The organism is Aeromicrobium erythreum, from assembly GCF_001509405.1.
In the GTDB taxonomy this organism is placed as follows: domain Bacteria; phylum Actinomycetota; class Actinomycetes; order Propionibacteriales; family Nocardioidaceae; genus Aeromicrobium; species Aeromicrobium erythreum.
On sequence record NZ_CP011502.1, the window covers coordinates 3,277,983 to 3,293,148 of the forward strand.

Here is a 15,166-nt window from a genome sequence, read left to right on the forward strand (position 1 = left end):
CGACCGTGCCGAATCCAGAGTTCTGGGCCCACCAGCGAGTCTTCCTGACCGGACACACGGGCTTCAAGGGATCGTGGACCGCCCGCTGGCTGTCGCGCATGGGCGCCTCGCAGGTCGGCTACGCGCTGGCGCCGGACACCACTCCCGCCTTGTTCCCTTCGTTGGACCTCCCGGGACTCCAGTCCGTCGTCGGCGACATCACGGACGCGGCGACCTTGACGTCGGCGGTGGCCGACGCCGATCCGACGGTCGCGATCCACATGGCTGCCCAGCCACTGGTCCGCCGTTCCTACGCCGAGCCCGCCGAGACGTTCGCGACCAATGTGATGGGCACGCTCAACGTGCTGGAAGCTCTCCGCCACCATGCGCCGCGTCTTCAGGCGGTCCTCGTGGTCACGACGGACAAGGTCTACCTCAACGACGATTCCGGGACCCCGTTCGTCGAGTCGGACCGCCTGGGTGGCCACGACCCCTACTCCAGCTCCAAGGCTGCGTGCGAGGAGGTGGTCTCCTCCTACCGGCAGAGCTTCTACGACGACGCTGGCGTCGCCCTCGCGACAGCGCGAGCAGGTAACGTCATCGGAGGAGGAGACTGGTCGGAGGACCGCCTCGTCCCCGACATCTGGCGCGCCATGCGTTCGGGCACCGGCGTCGAGCTCCGGAACCCTCGGTCCGTCAGGCCCTGGCAGCACGTCCTCGACCCCGTGAGCGGCTACCTCGACTACGTCGAGGCGATGGTCGATCACCGCTGGCCGACCTTGCCGCGGGCCCTGAACTTCGCTCCGGTCCCTGACCAGCCGATGACCGTAAGTGAGGTGACCGAGACGCTCGGCGAGGCGATGGGGGTCGACCGGCCGTGGCACCAGGCCTCCGGATTCCACCCGGTGGAGATGAAGCTCCTCACGCTCGACGCCTCACTCGCCGAGAAGTCGTTGGGCTGGCGACCACGACTCACCGGTCGTGAGGCAGTCCAGTGGACGGCGGACTGGATCAAGGCCACGGACTCCGGGCAGGACTACGCTACGGCGCTCGATGCGCAGATCGATGACTACGAGGCGCTGGGACAGGGCGCTGCAGAGAGGACGGCACCGTGAGGTTCACCGAGTCGCCACTCGCCGGCGTCTACACGATCGACCTCGAGCCTCGGGGTGATGATCGAGGCTTCTTCTCCCGCGTCTTCGACGTCGACGAGTTCGAGGCGCACGACCTCGAGACTCGGTTCGTCCAGTTCAACACGTCGTTCAGTCGCGTCAAGCACACCTTCCGGGGGATGCACTACCAGCTCGGCGAGAGTGCTGAGGTGAAGGTCGTCAAGGTGATCCGAGGAGCCCTGCTCGACGTGGTGCTGGACCTGCGTGAGGGCTCACCGACCTTCGGCCGTTCCTTCAGCGCCGAGCTGACGTCCGAGAACCGCACCATGATGTACATCCCGCACGGCTGCGCCCACGGCTTCCTTTCCCTGACGGAGGACGTCGAGATGATGTACTTCGTGTCCGCTTACTACGACCCCGAGAACGAGCGATCGGTCCGGTGGGACGACCCGACCTTCGACGTGTCGCTTCCGTTCGAGCCCGCGCTGATCTCCCCGAAGGACGCTGCCGCGCGAGACTTCGACCCCGCCTGGCACCTCGGTCGCCAGTCCTAGTGTCGTTCTGGCATGTGACGCCGCACGGGGACAAAGCTGCTGGAGGTGCTCGCCACGGCAGTCGGGGTTGCCGAGGTTGCGTATACCCGCCCGGCTCTGCCTCTGTCTTGGTCAGACAGACGCGCCTGGAGCACGGTCGCCGACATTCAGGACTTCCGCGACCCTGTTAGCGAGGCTGCGTTCGCTGGCACCGGCCGTACCCCTGACACGACCGGGATCACGAACAATGCCAGCACGAACCAGCTCGCCGGGTCGACAAAGGCAAAGCCCGAGTACCAAACGGCCCACGCACAGACGATCGATCGCAACGGATGCTCCACGCCAACGGCCCTCAGGGTCTTCGCAACGAGGAGCCAGAAGGTCGCTCCGCCCACGATTCCGAGGAAAGCCCACTGCCACCAGAACCCGTTGGACATGAGCTCCGACGGGCCCAATCCCTGATACCACGGGAAACGGGCGTAGGCTCCGCTGCTCTGCCAGGCCTCGTCGATGACGGGCAGGAGTCCGTCTGTGTTCCCCACTCCGTACCCCAGGACCGGGTGGTTGGTGACGGCCTCGAGACCGATCTGCGGCGCGACAGCGATGCGTCCGAAGAAGCTGCCGGTCTCCCCCAGCCCGAACCTCGTCAGGACCGATCCGAGCGAGAACTCGAAGGTCACAAACATGACAAAGAAGACCGTCGACAGCGCCACACCCGCGAGCGCCAGCCGCTTGGGCGTCCTCGGCCACAGGATCCAGATCCCGAGAGCGAGCAGGTAGAAGACGATCTTCAGGCTCGGCGCGATCGCGAAGCCGATGGCGACCATCAGCCCGAGCCGCACCCAGGACGACCACTGCCCTCGTCGAGGATCCAGGAGGAAGACCGCGACGATCATGCTCATGTACGAGTCGGCAAGATAGGAAGGTTCGCTCGCCAGCGCAGTCGGTCGGATCTTCCCGTAGAGGACGATGTCGCGTGCCGCCTCGGAGTAGATCCCTCGCTGCGAGGTGAAGTAGAGCGCATCGCGGATCGAGGTGAACACGTCGCGAAGTCCGACGCTCTCTAACAGGGCCAGCACCATCAAGGCGACCCAGAAGCCGAAGAACAGCTTGCGCAAGCCGTCACGGGGCAGCGTCCGGCACACCGCGATGATGATCAAGGCCGACAGGACCGAGGCGAGGAGCTGCAACGCCGAGAGCAGGTTGACGACGCTCGCACTCTCTGGAGCGAAGGAGACGAACGGCTCGATGAGCAGGAACACGGCCAGGACCACGATCAGCTGACCCGCTCGTCGAGCCAGCTCGTTCCCGACACGGAACGAGAGCAGGGCGGCGCTCAGCAGCAGCGGGTACATCGGAACGACCTGTGCCCCGGTGCTCGTCTCCACGGAGAGCCGCAGATGCATCCCGATCAGGGCGACGACGATCAACGCGTAGACCGTGCGGTGCCCTCGCCGGCCCGTGTCGACGGCGGGCGCGCCACGACGGGTGCTCGACTGCGTCAGAGCCATCTGTCGAGCCTCTCGTCTCCGGTCATCGCACGTGCAAGCTCACCAGGACCACAGTCACGGAGCACAGCAACACGACGACGGTCGCCTTCAGGATATCCGGATGAAGCAGTGCCGAGTCGCGAAGTCGTGAGGTGGGACGGATCCATGCCGCTGTGATACAGCTGCCCACGATCTTTCCCAGAGCGATACCGACGATGGAAGCTGCCGGATCGATGACGGCACCCACGACGACGACCGCCAGGCCCGCGATGGCGATGGAGACACATTCGCTCATCACGTACGGCACGACGCGGCCACTCGCGATACCGAGGTAGTAGGCAGGCGAGGCGAAGATCGTCGCAGCCCACATCGCCGAGACCACTCCCACCACGTAGATGAAGAGCGGATCGACCTCGTCGAGGTAGAGGAACGAGATGAGCGGAGAGGCCACCGCGACCAAAAGCATGAGCCCACCACCCATGAGGGCTGCGGCACGACAGATGCGCGAGAAGAGGTCCCGCAGGCCCTGCTGGTCTCCCACCGACAGCTCTGCGAACTTGGGCAGTGAAGGCTGCAGCGCCATGATCGCGACGTTTCGGGCCTGATACGACATCCTGTAGGCGATCTCGAAGATCCCGAGGACGTGAGTGCCCGCCACCGCTCCGAGAGCGGTCTTCACGACGGGTTCGAACATCAGGTTGGCGAGAGAACCCGCCTGGAGCTTGACGCCGAATCCGAGCATCTCCCGCAGGAGCGCCCCGGAGAACCAGGGCGATGCCATCCTGTCGCCGGCGCTGTTCGTCACGATGGCGAGAGCGCCGAGCTCGAAACAGATGGCGAGCACGAACTGCCCCGCTTGCGCCCACGCCAGACCGTTCAGGCCGAACGTCCCCACGAGCATCAGCGACGCGACCAGCTGGGCCAGCATGCCCAGCATGCCTCCGATGGAGCGCAGGTCGGCGCGCCCCATCCCCAGCAGGCACGAGTCGATCGCGGACTTCACGATGAGGAGCCACAGGCTCAACACTGCCCAGGGCAGCACCTCTCGCGCGGCGGCAAGCTCACGCCCGTCGAGGGCGATGGCCAGTCCGCGCCAAAGGGGCCACCAGAGGGCAAGCGCGACGACGCCCATGGCGGCCGCCATGAACAGGACACCGGTCCGCATGTACGCGACTGCGGCTTCGAGTCGGCCCTCGCCGATCGATCGCCCGATGAATCGCGCCAGACCTCCGCTGATCCCGAGGTCCGCAGCACGGCCGAACGCCGTCGTCGCCAGGACTAGGGACCAAACGCCGAGCATGGAGACGCCGAGGGTCTGGACGACGTTGCGGTAGATGAAGAAGAGGCAGACGCCACCGACGATGACCTCGGCCGCGGAGAATGCACTGTTGCGTCGCATCGTCCTCACGGCGTTGCGCGTCTCTGCAGCCGGCTCTTCAGTCGCAGTGCCGGGCTCTCCACAGCTTGCCAGGAGAGGGCGGCGAGCGGCACGACGATCACCAGGCTGATCAGGGCGTTCACGATCGCGTGGCGCGGGTCCAACCAGAGCTGGACGGCCTGCTGCACCGGGAACGCGTAGATGTAGATGCCGTAGCTGTAGTCGTGCATGGAGCGGAAGCGATGCAGCCACTGCGCCTGGAAGAAGGCGAGGCAGAAGACGAGGGCGGCCACGAGCAACACCAGGGCGGTCTGGAAGAGGGGCGTGCCAAAGCTCACCAAGCACAGCAGCCCTCCGATGCCGACCCACCACCACGCGGGACGTGCCCGGTCGGACAGGCGGGCAACGACGACCCCGACCATGAACGCCAGCGAGAGTCGGTGCAGCTTGGCGACGTCGCTACCGTCGTGCAGCGCCGCATCGAGGGAGCCAAGGTGCGCTGAGACGACGAGGAAGCCCACGTAGCCCACGACATACACCACGCACATGGAGGCGAAGCGACGGTTGGACGCGAACGCTCCCACCACGAAGAGCCCCACGACCGCGAGGTAGCACGCGAACTCGAAACGCAGGGTCCAGAGGGAGCCGTTCACCACGCCGTCGGTCGGCAGACCGTCGAACACTCCCGGCAAGTGGTACTGCGGCGCGTAGAGCACGGCGTTGCCGGCGACGTACTCGTAGACCTGCGGGGACGTGAAGTAGCTGCTCGGTCCGCCTGCGGCGACCGTGAGCCCAAGAACCATCGTCGTGAGCACGAGCATCACCCACAGGCCCGGGAAGATGCGGAGGCCTCGCGCCACCATAAAGATCTTCACGTTCCTGCTGCTGACCATGGAACGGTAGATGAGGAAGCCGCTGATCGAGAAGAACGCGGAGACGGCGATCCAGCCCCCGCTGTAACCGATCCACTCCTCGATCGCGTCGGGGCGCGCACCAGCGATCTCTGCCGCATGCGAGAAGATCACTGCACTTGCCGCCACCAGGCGGAGCAGGTTGAAGTTGTTCGCCCTGGCGTCGTGGACCTTGACCATGTCTACCTCACGAGTTCCCGACGCTACGGTCCACGCGACGCACCAACCGGAACACCGGCTCAAGCCTCGGGAACCTCCACCGAAGCATCAACAGCGACTGGTGCAGGTTCAGGCGCAGCAGGCGCCATCGAGAAGCTCTCCAAGCAGAGCGCGGAAGGCGGGACCGCAGCTGCCGCGTCATGGGAAGGAGCGGGAGGAAGGAGGAGAGGACGCCCCACGGACCGGGCTCGCGGACGAAGTGCCGCTTGAAGCTGGCGAAGTACTTGCCGGGCGCGTTTGCCGCACGGACCAGGCCGACCGTCCCTGTCTCGAGGTGGTCGCCCTCGAGCATCGTCAGGCCGACGACGAGCCAGTCGTAGCCGAAGACCGACGTGTCCTCGGCGTAGGCCTTCTTGAGGCCATCGGTTCGGTAGACGCCGAAGAGACGAGAGCTGTCACGCGGGTTCGCGAAGTACGTCCTGAGCCGCTGCTCCGGTGTCCCCTCGATGCTGAACGTGCCGCGCGCGTCGGTCAGCGAACCGTCCTGCGCTCTGAACTGCACCGGCGTGCAGGCTGCCACCGCATTGGGATGGTGGTCGAGCAGCTCGATGCAGTCCTCGGCGAACCGCGGACTGCGCAGGTCGTCGTCGGTCGCCCACATGAAGTACTCGGTGTCCGCGGCCATGAGCACGCCACGGAAGTTGTCACTCTGAGGAACGGTGGCGGGATGCCGGACGTGCACGACCCGCGGATCCTCGGCCGCGAAGGCGGCGCAGATCTCGCTCGTCCCGTCCGTCGAGGCGTTGTCGAAGATCAGCAGCGTGAAGTCGCGGAAGGTCTGGCTCAGCTGGCTCTCGATGCTTCGCGCGATCGACGCCGATCCGTTGAAGGTGATGAGCCCGATCGTCAGCCTCGGCTTCACGTCACGCACCACCGTTCAGCAGACGCAGCAAGTCGCGGGTGGTGGCGCGGAAGGCCTGCGATCCCCGCTCGTACGATGCTGTCGACTCGTACCGCAGGGGTTCAGGCGGATCGACGTCCGGACCCCCTCGGAACACCTGGCACGGTCGGCCCGTGACGGACTCAGCTTCTTCAGCGCAGATCTGCGCGACCTCGGCGATCGAGGCGTCGAGCAGGCCGATCGGGTTGAGGACGCTCCAACCCTGGCCGTCCTCCCCGAGCCATCGCGCGACCACGCGGGCGATGTCGTCGTTCCCGACGAAGTTCCGCCGCTGCTCGCCGGACGACCGGATCCTGATCTCACCCCCGCTGACGGCGTCGCGAGGGAACGCGAAGGGGACCAGCGACCACCGGCGGAAGCGCTCGGGATCGGGCAAGAGGCCGAAGACTGCGCAGGGTCGGAGGGCCGAGACCCGGACCTGGTCCGAGGCCCGTCGTCGAAAGATCTGCTCCGTCGCGTAGTGCGCGATGGCGTAGTCGGACACCGGATTGGAGGCACGGCTCTCGTCGACACGACCGACGAGTGGCCCGTAGACGTGAGCGGAGGAGATGTAGACGAGGTGGCGGGCCCCCGCGTGGAGTGCCGCGTCGACCAGACGGTTCGCACCCCCGACGGCCTTCTTCCACGCAAGATCCGCGTGATCGCGTATGTCCTCGTCGACGACCCCGGCGCAGTGCACCAACGCATCGATCTGGGGGAAGTCGGCCCTGTCCCACGTCGACTCGTCCGAGAGGTCGAGGACCACGTCGTCACCATCCCGGCGGCCCACCTTGACGATCTCGTGATCGTGCTCGAGGAGGCGGACGACCGCCGACCCGATGAGCCCACTCACTCCTGTCACAGCGACTCGCAACGTGTCACATCCACCGTGTACTTGGTACTGGGGAACGCCCAGCTCGCGTGTCCGAACCTGCTGCTCGACTCGCAGGCGGACGTCGACGATCCAGCGTGTCTTGCAGCATCCTAATGCCGGGCGAGTTCCTTGGATCAGACATTGCGCACACCACCTGGCTGATCGTGGCGCGGATCACCGCTCGTCAGTGCGCCCACGTCCGGGATCGGCCCCAGAGGCTCAAAGGTGGTCGTCGTGCGCACAGCGATCCCGCCCGGACCCGCCCCCTGGACCAGGAGCGTGAGCTCGTTCAGATGCAGCAGGAAGTCCGGACTCAGGTACTGAGGGTTGCCGCCTGAGATCTCGTCAGCCATCTGCGCGATCCCTGCGAACTTGTCCTGGGCGTACACCTCGCGTCTCCGGAGCGCCCCGACGAGGCGCTGCTTGAGCGACGGACGCACGAGGAGGTTCTTCTCCACGGCGTGCGACTTGGAGTTCCGGAGGAGCTTGACGCGACGTCCGCCCATTCCGAGAAGCCGGCCGAGACCGCGATGCGCGCGGAGCGTCTGGAACTTTCGGGCGTTCAGGCTCCGCCGGGTGAACCGCTCGAGGAAGACCGGGGCCCGGTACTGACGATAGCTGTCAGTGGTGATCTCGCCTTCGCGTCCGATCACGCGCATGCGGTGGTCGCGGGGTGCCACGACGCTGCACGTGATGCGCGCGGCCGCTCCGCTCGCAAAGTGGAGGTTGGCCACGGAGTAGTCGGGCGTTCCCGACAGACCGGGTACGTCCCCCGCCTTGCCCTCGATCAGCTCGCTCGAGAACGCCGTCACGGCGGTCACCGGTCCGAGGAGGCCGCAGATCCAGATGAGGTGGTATCCCAGGTGCTCGTAGGTGCACCCTTCGAGGATCTCCTCGACCAGGGGCCATGGTGCTCCCGTCGGACTGACGACCTCCTCGAACCCCATGAGATGGATGGGGTTGTCGTCGAGCTCGGCATAGACCAGGAGCGGTTGCCCGATCGCGCCGGACTGCACGAGCTCGAACATGGTGCGCACGCTGTCGCTGAAGATGTTGCACGGCGCGGCGCCGAGCCGTACGCCATTCGTCTCCGCGGTGTCGAACAGGTCCCGGGTCTCCTCGACGGAGGTGGTGATCGGCTTCTCCGAGTAGACGTGCTTCCCAGCCTCCAGGGCGCGCTTCGACACCTCGTAGTGCGACCCGATGTTGGTCAGGTTCACGACCATGTCGACCTGCGGGTCGTCCAGGAGCTCGTCGTACGACGCGTACCCATGGAACCCGTAGTGCTCTGCGACGGCGCGCACTCGTTCTGGTCGCCGGTCGTAGACCCCAGCGACCTCCAGCTCCGGGTGGGCGCGCACCGTCCTCATGTAGATGTCGAACACGAATCCGCAGCCGACGATCGCGATCTTCATGCCGGATGCTCCTTTCGCTCCACCCGCTCTGCGACGGGACGGCTGTTCACGGCGACCTGCCACTCGAGGTCGTGACTCGAGTCGAGCGAAGGCTTCAGGTCGATCAATGTCGCGGCGCGACTCTCGAGGTAGCGACAGGCCCACGCGCCGTCGCGCACGCCGGCGACGTCGCCGTGGGTCACGGCGATCTCGGCCTCCTTGTCGTCCGAGCGGAACAGGACGCGATCCCGTTGGCTGTCGACGAGAGTCCATCCGTCGGAGACGGTGAGCGTGACGACAGCCTCGTCCCGTCGTCCCGACCAGCTGTCACGCACCACGACCGAGCCGCGCCCGAGGCTCACGCGTCGCCGGACCGTCGGGCCACCTGGGAGCGGCAGCTCTCCCGTGGCTGACTGCTCGTCGTCCGCCACCTGGATGGAAGCCCGCGCCATCCGACCCACACGGAAGCAGCCGAGGTACTCGACCGGTTCGAGTCCCTCCACCCGGGGACCGTTGTGGCTGGCAGCCGACCGCTCGAGGGTCCGCCGTTCACCGGTGGAGTACTGGAACGTGCCAGGGTCAACGATGAACCGCCGCCCCGCGACGTCGACCTCGACCGAGAGGAAGTCCGCGTGCCCGTGACCGGGATTCCACGACGGGCCGATGGCTCCCCCGTCCATGAGCGCAAAGACGTCCTCGCCCTCGAGCCGGACGTATCCAGCCGAGTCGAGCACGCTGGTGGGCCTGACGTCCTGCCCGTCCAAGACGTCGCTGATCGGGGGGACCTCCTCGAACCAGCTGTCGTTGAACAACGCGATCTCGCCGTCGGGATGCGTGAGGGACGCCCAGGCCTTCAGAGCCTTGTCGTGCGTCTTCTTGGCCTCGTCGCGGACCCGCTGCGACAGGAACGGCGTCTTGGCGAAGACGTCGAGCGCCATCACGGCAAGACCTTGATACATCGCTGATCGCTCGGCGATCACTCCGTCGGGCAGGACGCAGGCACGCATCGACCTGCGGACCTCGCGGTTCAGTCGGCGCTTCGTGCGCCGAGGGACGCGGCGGGCGTAGCTGTAGTACAGGCACAGCGCGGCCAGGTTCCGCTCGACATGGTTGTTGCGCAGCTCGTGCTCGACGTTGACCTGCACGAACGCCACGTTCCACCGGAGGAACTCGTCGAGCTCATCGGTCAGCGTCGTCGGCAGCTCGCGCCCTTCTAGCGCGAGCACGTAACCGCTCAGGATCGCGAGGATCCTGTGGGAGACGCTGTAGGGGAACCAGTAGGAGGAGAAACAACCCTCGATCCCGAAGTCCGCGGTCGTCCGATACCCCCGCACGAGACTCTCGACCGCCGCCAGGTGCGTCTCCCCTCCGTCGATCAGCATGGGACAGACAAAGCCCATGTGACCGAGCTTCATGCGCCAGAGGTGGAAGTCGGACTCGGCGTCGACGCGGTGGTGCCAGTCGATACGTGCGACATCATGGAAGTCGACCTTCTGGCCGAAGAACTCGAACTCCGCCCGAGCCGCACGGTCGATCGTCTCGACGTACTCGGCGTAGTAGAACGGCGCCACGGCGCGCGCCAGCTCGGTGGACCGGGCGGGTCGGCGCCCCAGCTCGAGCGGCGGCACCGAGCGGGCGACGCGCGCGACGTAGCGGTGGTAGAGGTCGGGTCGGGCGCGAGCGATGCGGTTCCGCACGATCCGCTTCACGTGGTAGGCGACCTGGCGCAACGACAGCCGCGACGCTGCCCGCACCATCACACGAGCCGAGGACGCGCTCAAGACTCGTACCGCGCGCTCATGGGTGGCCACCGGTGCACGAGCGGGCAGCCTCGACCGACGCAGCCAGACTCGACGTCCTTGTCGCCCCGACGAGCGTGATCGCCACCAACGGATCGTTGATGGAACGACAGATCCGGTCCTGCGCGAGCTCACTGGGGCGCGGATGGCCCGACAGTGAGCCGATGCCGCCAAGAACCTCCCGCGCAATCACCGCTACGCCCAGAACTCGTGCGCGGTCGAGCACCTCGGCGTAGTCGTCCGAGCCTGGGTGCAACGGGAGCTGCAGCACCGATATCCGGCCGTCGTCGAGGCAGGCGTTGGCAGTGGCGACGTCGTCGACGGACACGCCGACGTACCTCACGTCTCCTGCGAGCCTGGCGTCCTCGAGGCCTGCCGTCGCTTCCCCTCGCTCGACGATCTCGACCGGAGGGCTGTGAAGCATCAGCACGTCGACGTACTCGCGCCGAAGACGACGAAGGCTCCCGTGGAGGCTCGACCTGAGGCGCGAGGGCTCCCAGTTCGTGGGCATCGGCTTGGCGCGCGCGGACCCGACGGTCTGCTTCGCTGCGGTCGACCGTCTCACCGAGCCTCTGAGAAGCCCCTTCACGGGCACGAGGGCGCGCTTCGGCCAAGGCACGTACTTTCCGGCCTTGGTCACCACGACCACATCGTCGCGCCGACTCATCGCCTCGCCGATCAGGCGTTCGCTGTCGCCCTGGCCATAGATGTTGGACGTGTCGAAGAACCGCACACCCTCTTCGAGCGCAAGCGCGAGGACAGTACGCGCCTCGTCCGGCGATGCTCCCCCGACCGAACCAAGCCTGCTGCACCCGAGTCCGAGCGGCAGCGCTCCCGCCGGGAGCAGGTCCACCGGTCCACGTCTCATCGATCGCCCTCTCGCCGGGATCTCCAGCACGTCGTCCACATCGTGTCACGGGCGCGGTGCCGCGCGAGAGCGTTTGAGAGCGCCATCCAAGAGGGCTCGATCACAGATCGGCTCGACTCAGGGTCGCGTGACCGTGCGAACCGCGCGACGAGGCGCCGTGACTACGGCCTCCTCATATCGTTGGTCCGTTCATGGAGACGGACGTGCACCGATGAAGGGCATCATCCTGGCCGGCGGCACCGGTACCCGTCTGCACCCGATCACCGAGGGCATCAGCAAGCAGCTCATGCCGGTCTACGACAAGCCGATGATCTACTACCCGCTGTCGACGCTCATGCTGGCCGGCATCCGGGACATCCTCATCATCACGACGCCACACGAGGCCGACGGTTTCGAGCGGCTTCTCGGGGACGGCAGCCAGTTCGGCATCCGTCTCACGTACGCCCAGCAGCCCAGCCCCGACGGCCTCGCCCAGGCATACATCATCGGCGCCGACCACGTCGGGACGAGCCACAGCGCACTCGTGCTCGGCGACAACATCTTCTATGGCACCGGCCTCGGATCCACGCTCAGCCGGTTCAAGGAGATGGACGGTGCCGCGATCTTCGGGTATCGCATGGCCGACCCGCGACCGTACGGCGTCGTCGAGTTCGCCGACGACGGCCGCGTGCTCTCCATCGAGGAGAAGCCAGCGGAGCCGAAGAGTCCCTTCGCCATCCCCGGCCTCTACTTCTTCGACAGCGACGTCGTCGAGTACGCCCACGAGCTGAAGCCGTCGGACCGCGGCGAGCTCGAGATCACCGGCCTGCAGGAGCGCTACCTCGAGGAGGGCCGGCTGCACGTCGAGATCCTCGAGCGTGGCACCGCCTGGCTCGACACCGGAACCTTCGACTCCCTCAACGACGCCTCCAACTTCGTCCGCTCCGTCGAGTCCCGTCAGGGCCTCAAGGTCGGCGCGCCGGAGGAGATCGCCTGGCGTCTCGGGTACATCGACGACGACCAGCTACGTGCCCGTGGCGAGCGGCTGCACAAGAGCGGTTACGGCCGCTACCTGCTCGATCTCCTGGCCCACGTCTGAGCATCGCGCACGATTCGCCCGCACGACGTCACAGCCAAGTCGTCCACGATCCCCACCCGCCTCGCCTAGAGTGAGGCGCATCCCTCGGTCTCGGGGGCCGCCGTCATCACCACTCGGGAGCTGTACGTGGACCTGCGGGACTACCTGACCATCCTTCGTCACCGCTGGTTGCTCATCGCGTCCGTGGCCCTCGGTGTCGTCGCCTTGGCAGCGCTCGCCACCTGGCGCACCACGCCCGAGTACGCGTCGTCCACCGACCTGTTCATCTCCACCTCGCAGGCCGCCGACGACAGCCAGGCCTTCCAGGGCAGCCAGTTCTCGCTGCAGCGCGTGAAGAGCTACGCCGAGATGGTCAACCAGAACGAGGTCACCCGGCGCGTCATCCGCAACCTCGACCTCGACGAGACACCGGCCGAGCTGAGCCAGCAGATCACCGCCACGTCGCAGCTTGACACGGTCATCCTGACGATCACGGTCACCGACCCGTCGCCCGAGCGCGCCCAGCGCATCGCCGAGACCACCGCAGACGTGTTCGTCGGGTACGTCGGCGAGCTCGAGACGCCGCCCGGCAAGGACCAGGCCACCATCAAGGCCACCGTCACCAACCAGGCCACGGCGCCGGCGTCACCCGTCTCGCCCCAACCGTCTCGTAATCTCGTCATCGGCCTCGCCTTGGGCCTTCTCCTCGGCGCCGGCATCGCCGTGCTGCGCGAGACCCTCGACTCCTCCGTCAAGACGCACAAGCAGCTCGAGGAGCTCGCCGAGGCGCCGGTCATCGGCGCCATCCCGTTCGACAACGGCGCCGACGGCGCCCCGCTCATCTCCGAGATCGACCCGTACTCCCCGCGCGCCGAAGCCTTCCGCGTGCTGCGCACCAACCTGCAGTTCATCGACCCCGACGCCAACAAGAAGGTCTTCGTGCTCTCCAGCGCGCTGCCGGGCGAGGGCAAGAGCACCACGGCCGTCAACCTCGCGCTCGCGCTCGCCGAGGGCGGTCAGAAGGTCGCGCTGGTGGAGGGCGACATGCGACGCCCCCGCGTGGCGCAGTACCTCGGGCTCGTCGAGGCCGTCGGCCTCACCACGGTGCTCGTCGGCCGTGTGGAGCTGCCCGACGCCATGCAGGAGACCGGCGTCTCCGGCCTGTCGGTGCTCTCGAGCGGCAAGACGCCGCCCAACCCCGCCGAGCTCCTGCAGTCGCGCGCCATGGTGAGCCTCGTCGAGCAGCTGCGCGCCGAGTACGACGTCGTGCTCATCGACGCCCCGCCGCTCCTGCCGGTCACCGACGCCGCGCTGATCTCCAGCGTCGTCGACGGCGCCGTGCTCGTCGTCCGCCACGGCAAGACCTCCAGCGACCAGGTGCGCGCCGCGGTCGGACGGCTCGAGGGCGTCGGCGCCAAGCCCGTCGCGGCCGTCTTCAACATGACGCCCGTGAAGTCCGGGCGCTACGGGTACGGCTACGGGTACGGCTACGGCTACGCGCCGACGGACACCGACAGCGTGGAGGCCGCGGAGGACCGCCCCGAGCCCGCTTCGACCCGACGCGGCTCCAAGCGCCGCGCCGACACCACGCAGCAACAGCAGCAGCGTCAGTCGCACCCGGTGACCGCCCGTCGGCGCACCGACCGCTCGGGCGACCTCGACGCCCTCGACGACGCCGTGGGTCGCGAGCCCAGCCGCCGCCTCGACGCGAGCCGCGGCCTCCCGGACGACCCCGAGATCGACGATCCGGGCCGCCAGGCCTGATCTCCCGGGCGTCTCAGTCCGTGCGGACCGGTCGTTCGTCCCGACGGCTTGTGTCATGAGTCACAGCTCGGCTTCCTGAAAAGACGGGAAAAATCCCCCAGACACGCCGTCAGCAAGTTGGCCCGTGTTGCGTCCGTGTGAATAGTTTGGACAAGTTTGGTTCGCGAGGGCTTTTCACCGCTACTGTTAGCCGGGAACCACTGGTTTTGTGGTCGTCTTCTACATCCCTCGGAGCTTCACATGCGCAGCACTCGTCTGGCCATCGCTGGCCTCGTGGCCGGTCTGGTCACCCTCTTCTCCGCCGGCTCGGCGTTCGCCTACGGCGACGAGCCCATCATCACCATCCCCGGTGGCAGCGCCGCCGCGGGTGTCCAGGTCGCTCCCGGCGGTCAGTTCTCCTTCTCCGGCACCTTCGGTGGCGCCGAGGTCGAGTCCTACTCCGCCACGCTGCTCGGCCAGAACGTCGGTGGCGGCACGAACACCACCACCTGGAACGTCTCCGGCCAGGCGCCGAACGAGAACGGCACCTTCGAGATCGTCATGACGATCACGACGGCCGACGACATCGCCCCCAGCGCGAGCGGCCTGAAGTCCGGCTTCGTCCCGGTCCAGCAGACCTACACCAAGACGATCAAGCTCGTCGTGGGCACGGGCGTCGCTGACGCCGGCACCGGTACCGGCGCTGGCAGCGGCGACAACGCCAGCGGCGCGCTGCCCGACACGGGCGGCTCGAACGTCCTCCTCCTCGCGGGTGGCGCAGCCCTCGTGCTCGCCGGCGCCGGCGTCATCGCCGCCCGCCGTCGTCACAGCTGATCGCGTCGCTCCGCGAAGCACGACCCTGACGTCCGCCACCTCCACCAGCCTCCGGGCTGGGGAGGTGGCGGAGTCATGTCTGCGCCGAAACCGTC

At 67.1% G+C, this 15,166-nt stretch carries 13 protein-coding genes; 5 read left to right on the forward strand and 8 right to left on the reverse strand.

The annotated features are described in order from the left end of the window. The first annotated feature begins 5 nt into the window (after positions 1–5). Both rfbG and Aeryth_RS15645 read left to right on the forward strand, forming a co-directional pair. Positions 6–1,094, forward strand: a complete 1,089-nt coding sequence (rfbG, locus tag Aeryth_RS15640; RefSeq protein ID WP_067860590.1) for a CDP-glucose 4,6-dehydratase — start codon at positions 6–8, stop codon at positions 1,092–1,094. Next, the gene (locus Aeryth_RS15645; protein WP_067860592.1) at positions 1,091–1,645 is read left to right on the forward strand and encodes a dTDP-4-dehydrorhamnose 3,5-epimerase family protein; all 555 of its coding nucleotides are present in this window, start codon (positions 1,091–1,093) and stop codon (positions 1,643–1,645) included. The genes rfbG and Aeryth_RS15645 overlap by 4 nt, the downstream gene beginning before the upstream one ends. 146 nt (positions 1,646–1,791) lie before the next feature. Here Aeryth_RS15645 and Aeryth_RS15650 read toward each other — a convergent pair whose 3' ends face one another. From Aeryth_RS15650 to Aeryth_RS15685, 8 genes are all read right to left on the reverse strand, one after another. Then, on the reverse strand, positions 1,792–3,135 hold the full coding sequence (locus tag Aeryth_RS15650) for a hypothetical protein (protein ID WP_067860593.1): 1,344 nt from the start codon (positions 3,133–3,135) through the stop codon (positions 1,792–1,794). 22 nt (positions 3,136–3,157) lie between these two features. Continuing rightward, positions 3,158–4,513, reverse strand: a complete 1,356-nt coding sequence (locus Aeryth_RS15655) for an MATE family efflux transporter (RefSeq protein WP_067860595.1) — start codon at positions 4,511–4,513, stop codon at positions 3,158–3,160. A 5-nt stretch (positions 4,514–4,518) separates the two neighbouring features. Beyond that, positions 4,519–5,583 carry an acyltransferase family protein gene (locus tag Aeryth_RS15660; protein WP_067860597.1) on the reverse strand — a complete coding sequence of 355 codons (1,065 nt, stop codon included), beginning with the start codon at positions 5,581–5,583 and terminating at the stop codon, positions 4,519–4,521. A 7-nt stretch (positions 5,584–5,590) separates the two neighbouring features. Beyond that, positions 5,591–6,484, reverse strand: coding sequence for a glycosyltransferase family 2 protein (locus Aeryth_RS15665; protein WP_067860599.1), 894 nt, complete (start codon positions 6,482–6,484; stop codon positions 5,591–5,593). Position 6,485: 1 nt separating this feature from the next. Beyond that, entirely contained in the window at positions 6,486–7,364 is an 879-nt protein-coding gene (locus Aeryth_RS18565) for an NAD-dependent epimerase/dehydratase family protein (RefSeq protein WP_158509219.1), read from the reverse strand. Positions 7,365–7,510: 146 nt separating this feature from the next. Next, positions 7,511–8,791 (reverse strand): Gfo/Idh/MocA family protein, encoded by a 1,281-nt coding sequence (locus Aeryth_RS15675; protein ID WP_067860603.1) that lies wholly within the window; start codon positions 8,789–8,791, stop codon positions 7,511–7,513. Continuing rightward, positions 8,788–10,527, reverse strand: coding sequence for a heparinase II/III family protein (locus Aeryth_RS15680; RefSeq protein ID WP_067860605.1), 1,740 nt, complete (start codon positions 10,525–10,527; stop codon positions 8,788–8,790). The genes Aeryth_RS15675 and Aeryth_RS15680 overlap by 4 nt, the downstream gene beginning before the upstream one ends. Before the next feature lie 40 nt (positions 10,528–10,567). Then, the gene (locus Aeryth_RS15685; RefSeq protein ID WP_067860607.1) at positions 10,568–11,422 is read right to left on the reverse strand and encodes an aldo/keto reductase; all 855 of its coding nucleotides are present in this window, start codon (positions 11,420–11,422) and stop codon (positions 10,568–10,570) included. Between the two features lie 226 nt (positions 11,423–11,648). Between Aeryth_RS15685 and rfbA the strand changes: the two genes are divergently transcribed. The 3 genes from rfbA (at position 11,649) to Aeryth_RS15700 (ending at position 15,071) form a co-directional block, all read left to right on the forward strand. Further along, the gene (gene rfbA, locus Aeryth_RS15690) at positions 11,649–12,515 is read left to right on the forward strand and encodes a glucose-1-phosphate thymidylyltransferase RfbA (protein WP_067860609.1); all 867 of its coding nucleotides are present in this window, start codon (positions 11,649–11,651) and stop codon (positions 12,513–12,515) included. A 126-nt stretch (positions 12,516–12,641) separates the two neighbouring features. Next, positions 12,642–14,258 (forward strand): tyrosine-protein kinase domain-containing protein, encoded by a 1,617-nt coding sequence (locus Aeryth_RS15695; RefSeq protein WP_083516499.1) that lies wholly within the window; start codon positions 12,642–12,644, stop codon positions 14,256–14,258. A gap of 240 nt (positions 14,259–14,498) precedes the next feature. Then, complete coding sequence (locus Aeryth_RS15700; RefSeq protein WP_067860611.1) at positions 14,499–15,071, forward strand: LPXTG cell wall anchor domain-containing protein; 573 nt, start codon at positions 14,499–14,501, stop codon at positions 15,069–15,071. Positions 15,072–15,166: the final 95 nt, after the last annotated feature.

Coding starts and splice junctions, on each gene's coding strand:
- Aeryth_RS15675 (WP_067860603.1), bottom strand. CDS start 8,791: ATGAAGATCGCGATCGTCGGCTGCGGATTCGTGTTCGACATCTACATG.
- Aeryth_RS15700 (WP_067860611.1), top strand. CDS start 14,499: ATGCGCAGCACTCGTCTGGCCATCGCTGGCCTCGTGGCCGGTCTGGTC.
- Aeryth_RS15650 (WP_067860593.1), bottom strand. CDS start 3,135: ATGGCTCTGACGCAGTCGAGCACCCGTCGTGGCGCGCCCGCCGTCGAC.
- Aeryth_RS15680 (WP_067860605.1), bottom strand. CDS start 10,527: ATGGTGCGGGCAGCGTCGCGGCTGTCGTTGCGCCAGGTCGCCTACCAC.
- rfbA (WP_067860609.1), top strand. CDS start 11,649: ATGAAGGGCATCATCCTGGCCGGCGGCACCGGTACCCGTCTGCACCCG.
- Aeryth_RS15655 (WP_067860595.1), bottom strand. CDS start 4,513: ATGCGACGCAACAGTGCATTCTCCGCGGCCGAGGTCATCGTCGGTGGC.
- Aeryth_RS15660 (WP_067860597.1), bottom strand. CDS start 5,583: ATGGTCAAGGTCCACGACGCCAGGGCGAACAACTTCAACCTGCTCCGC.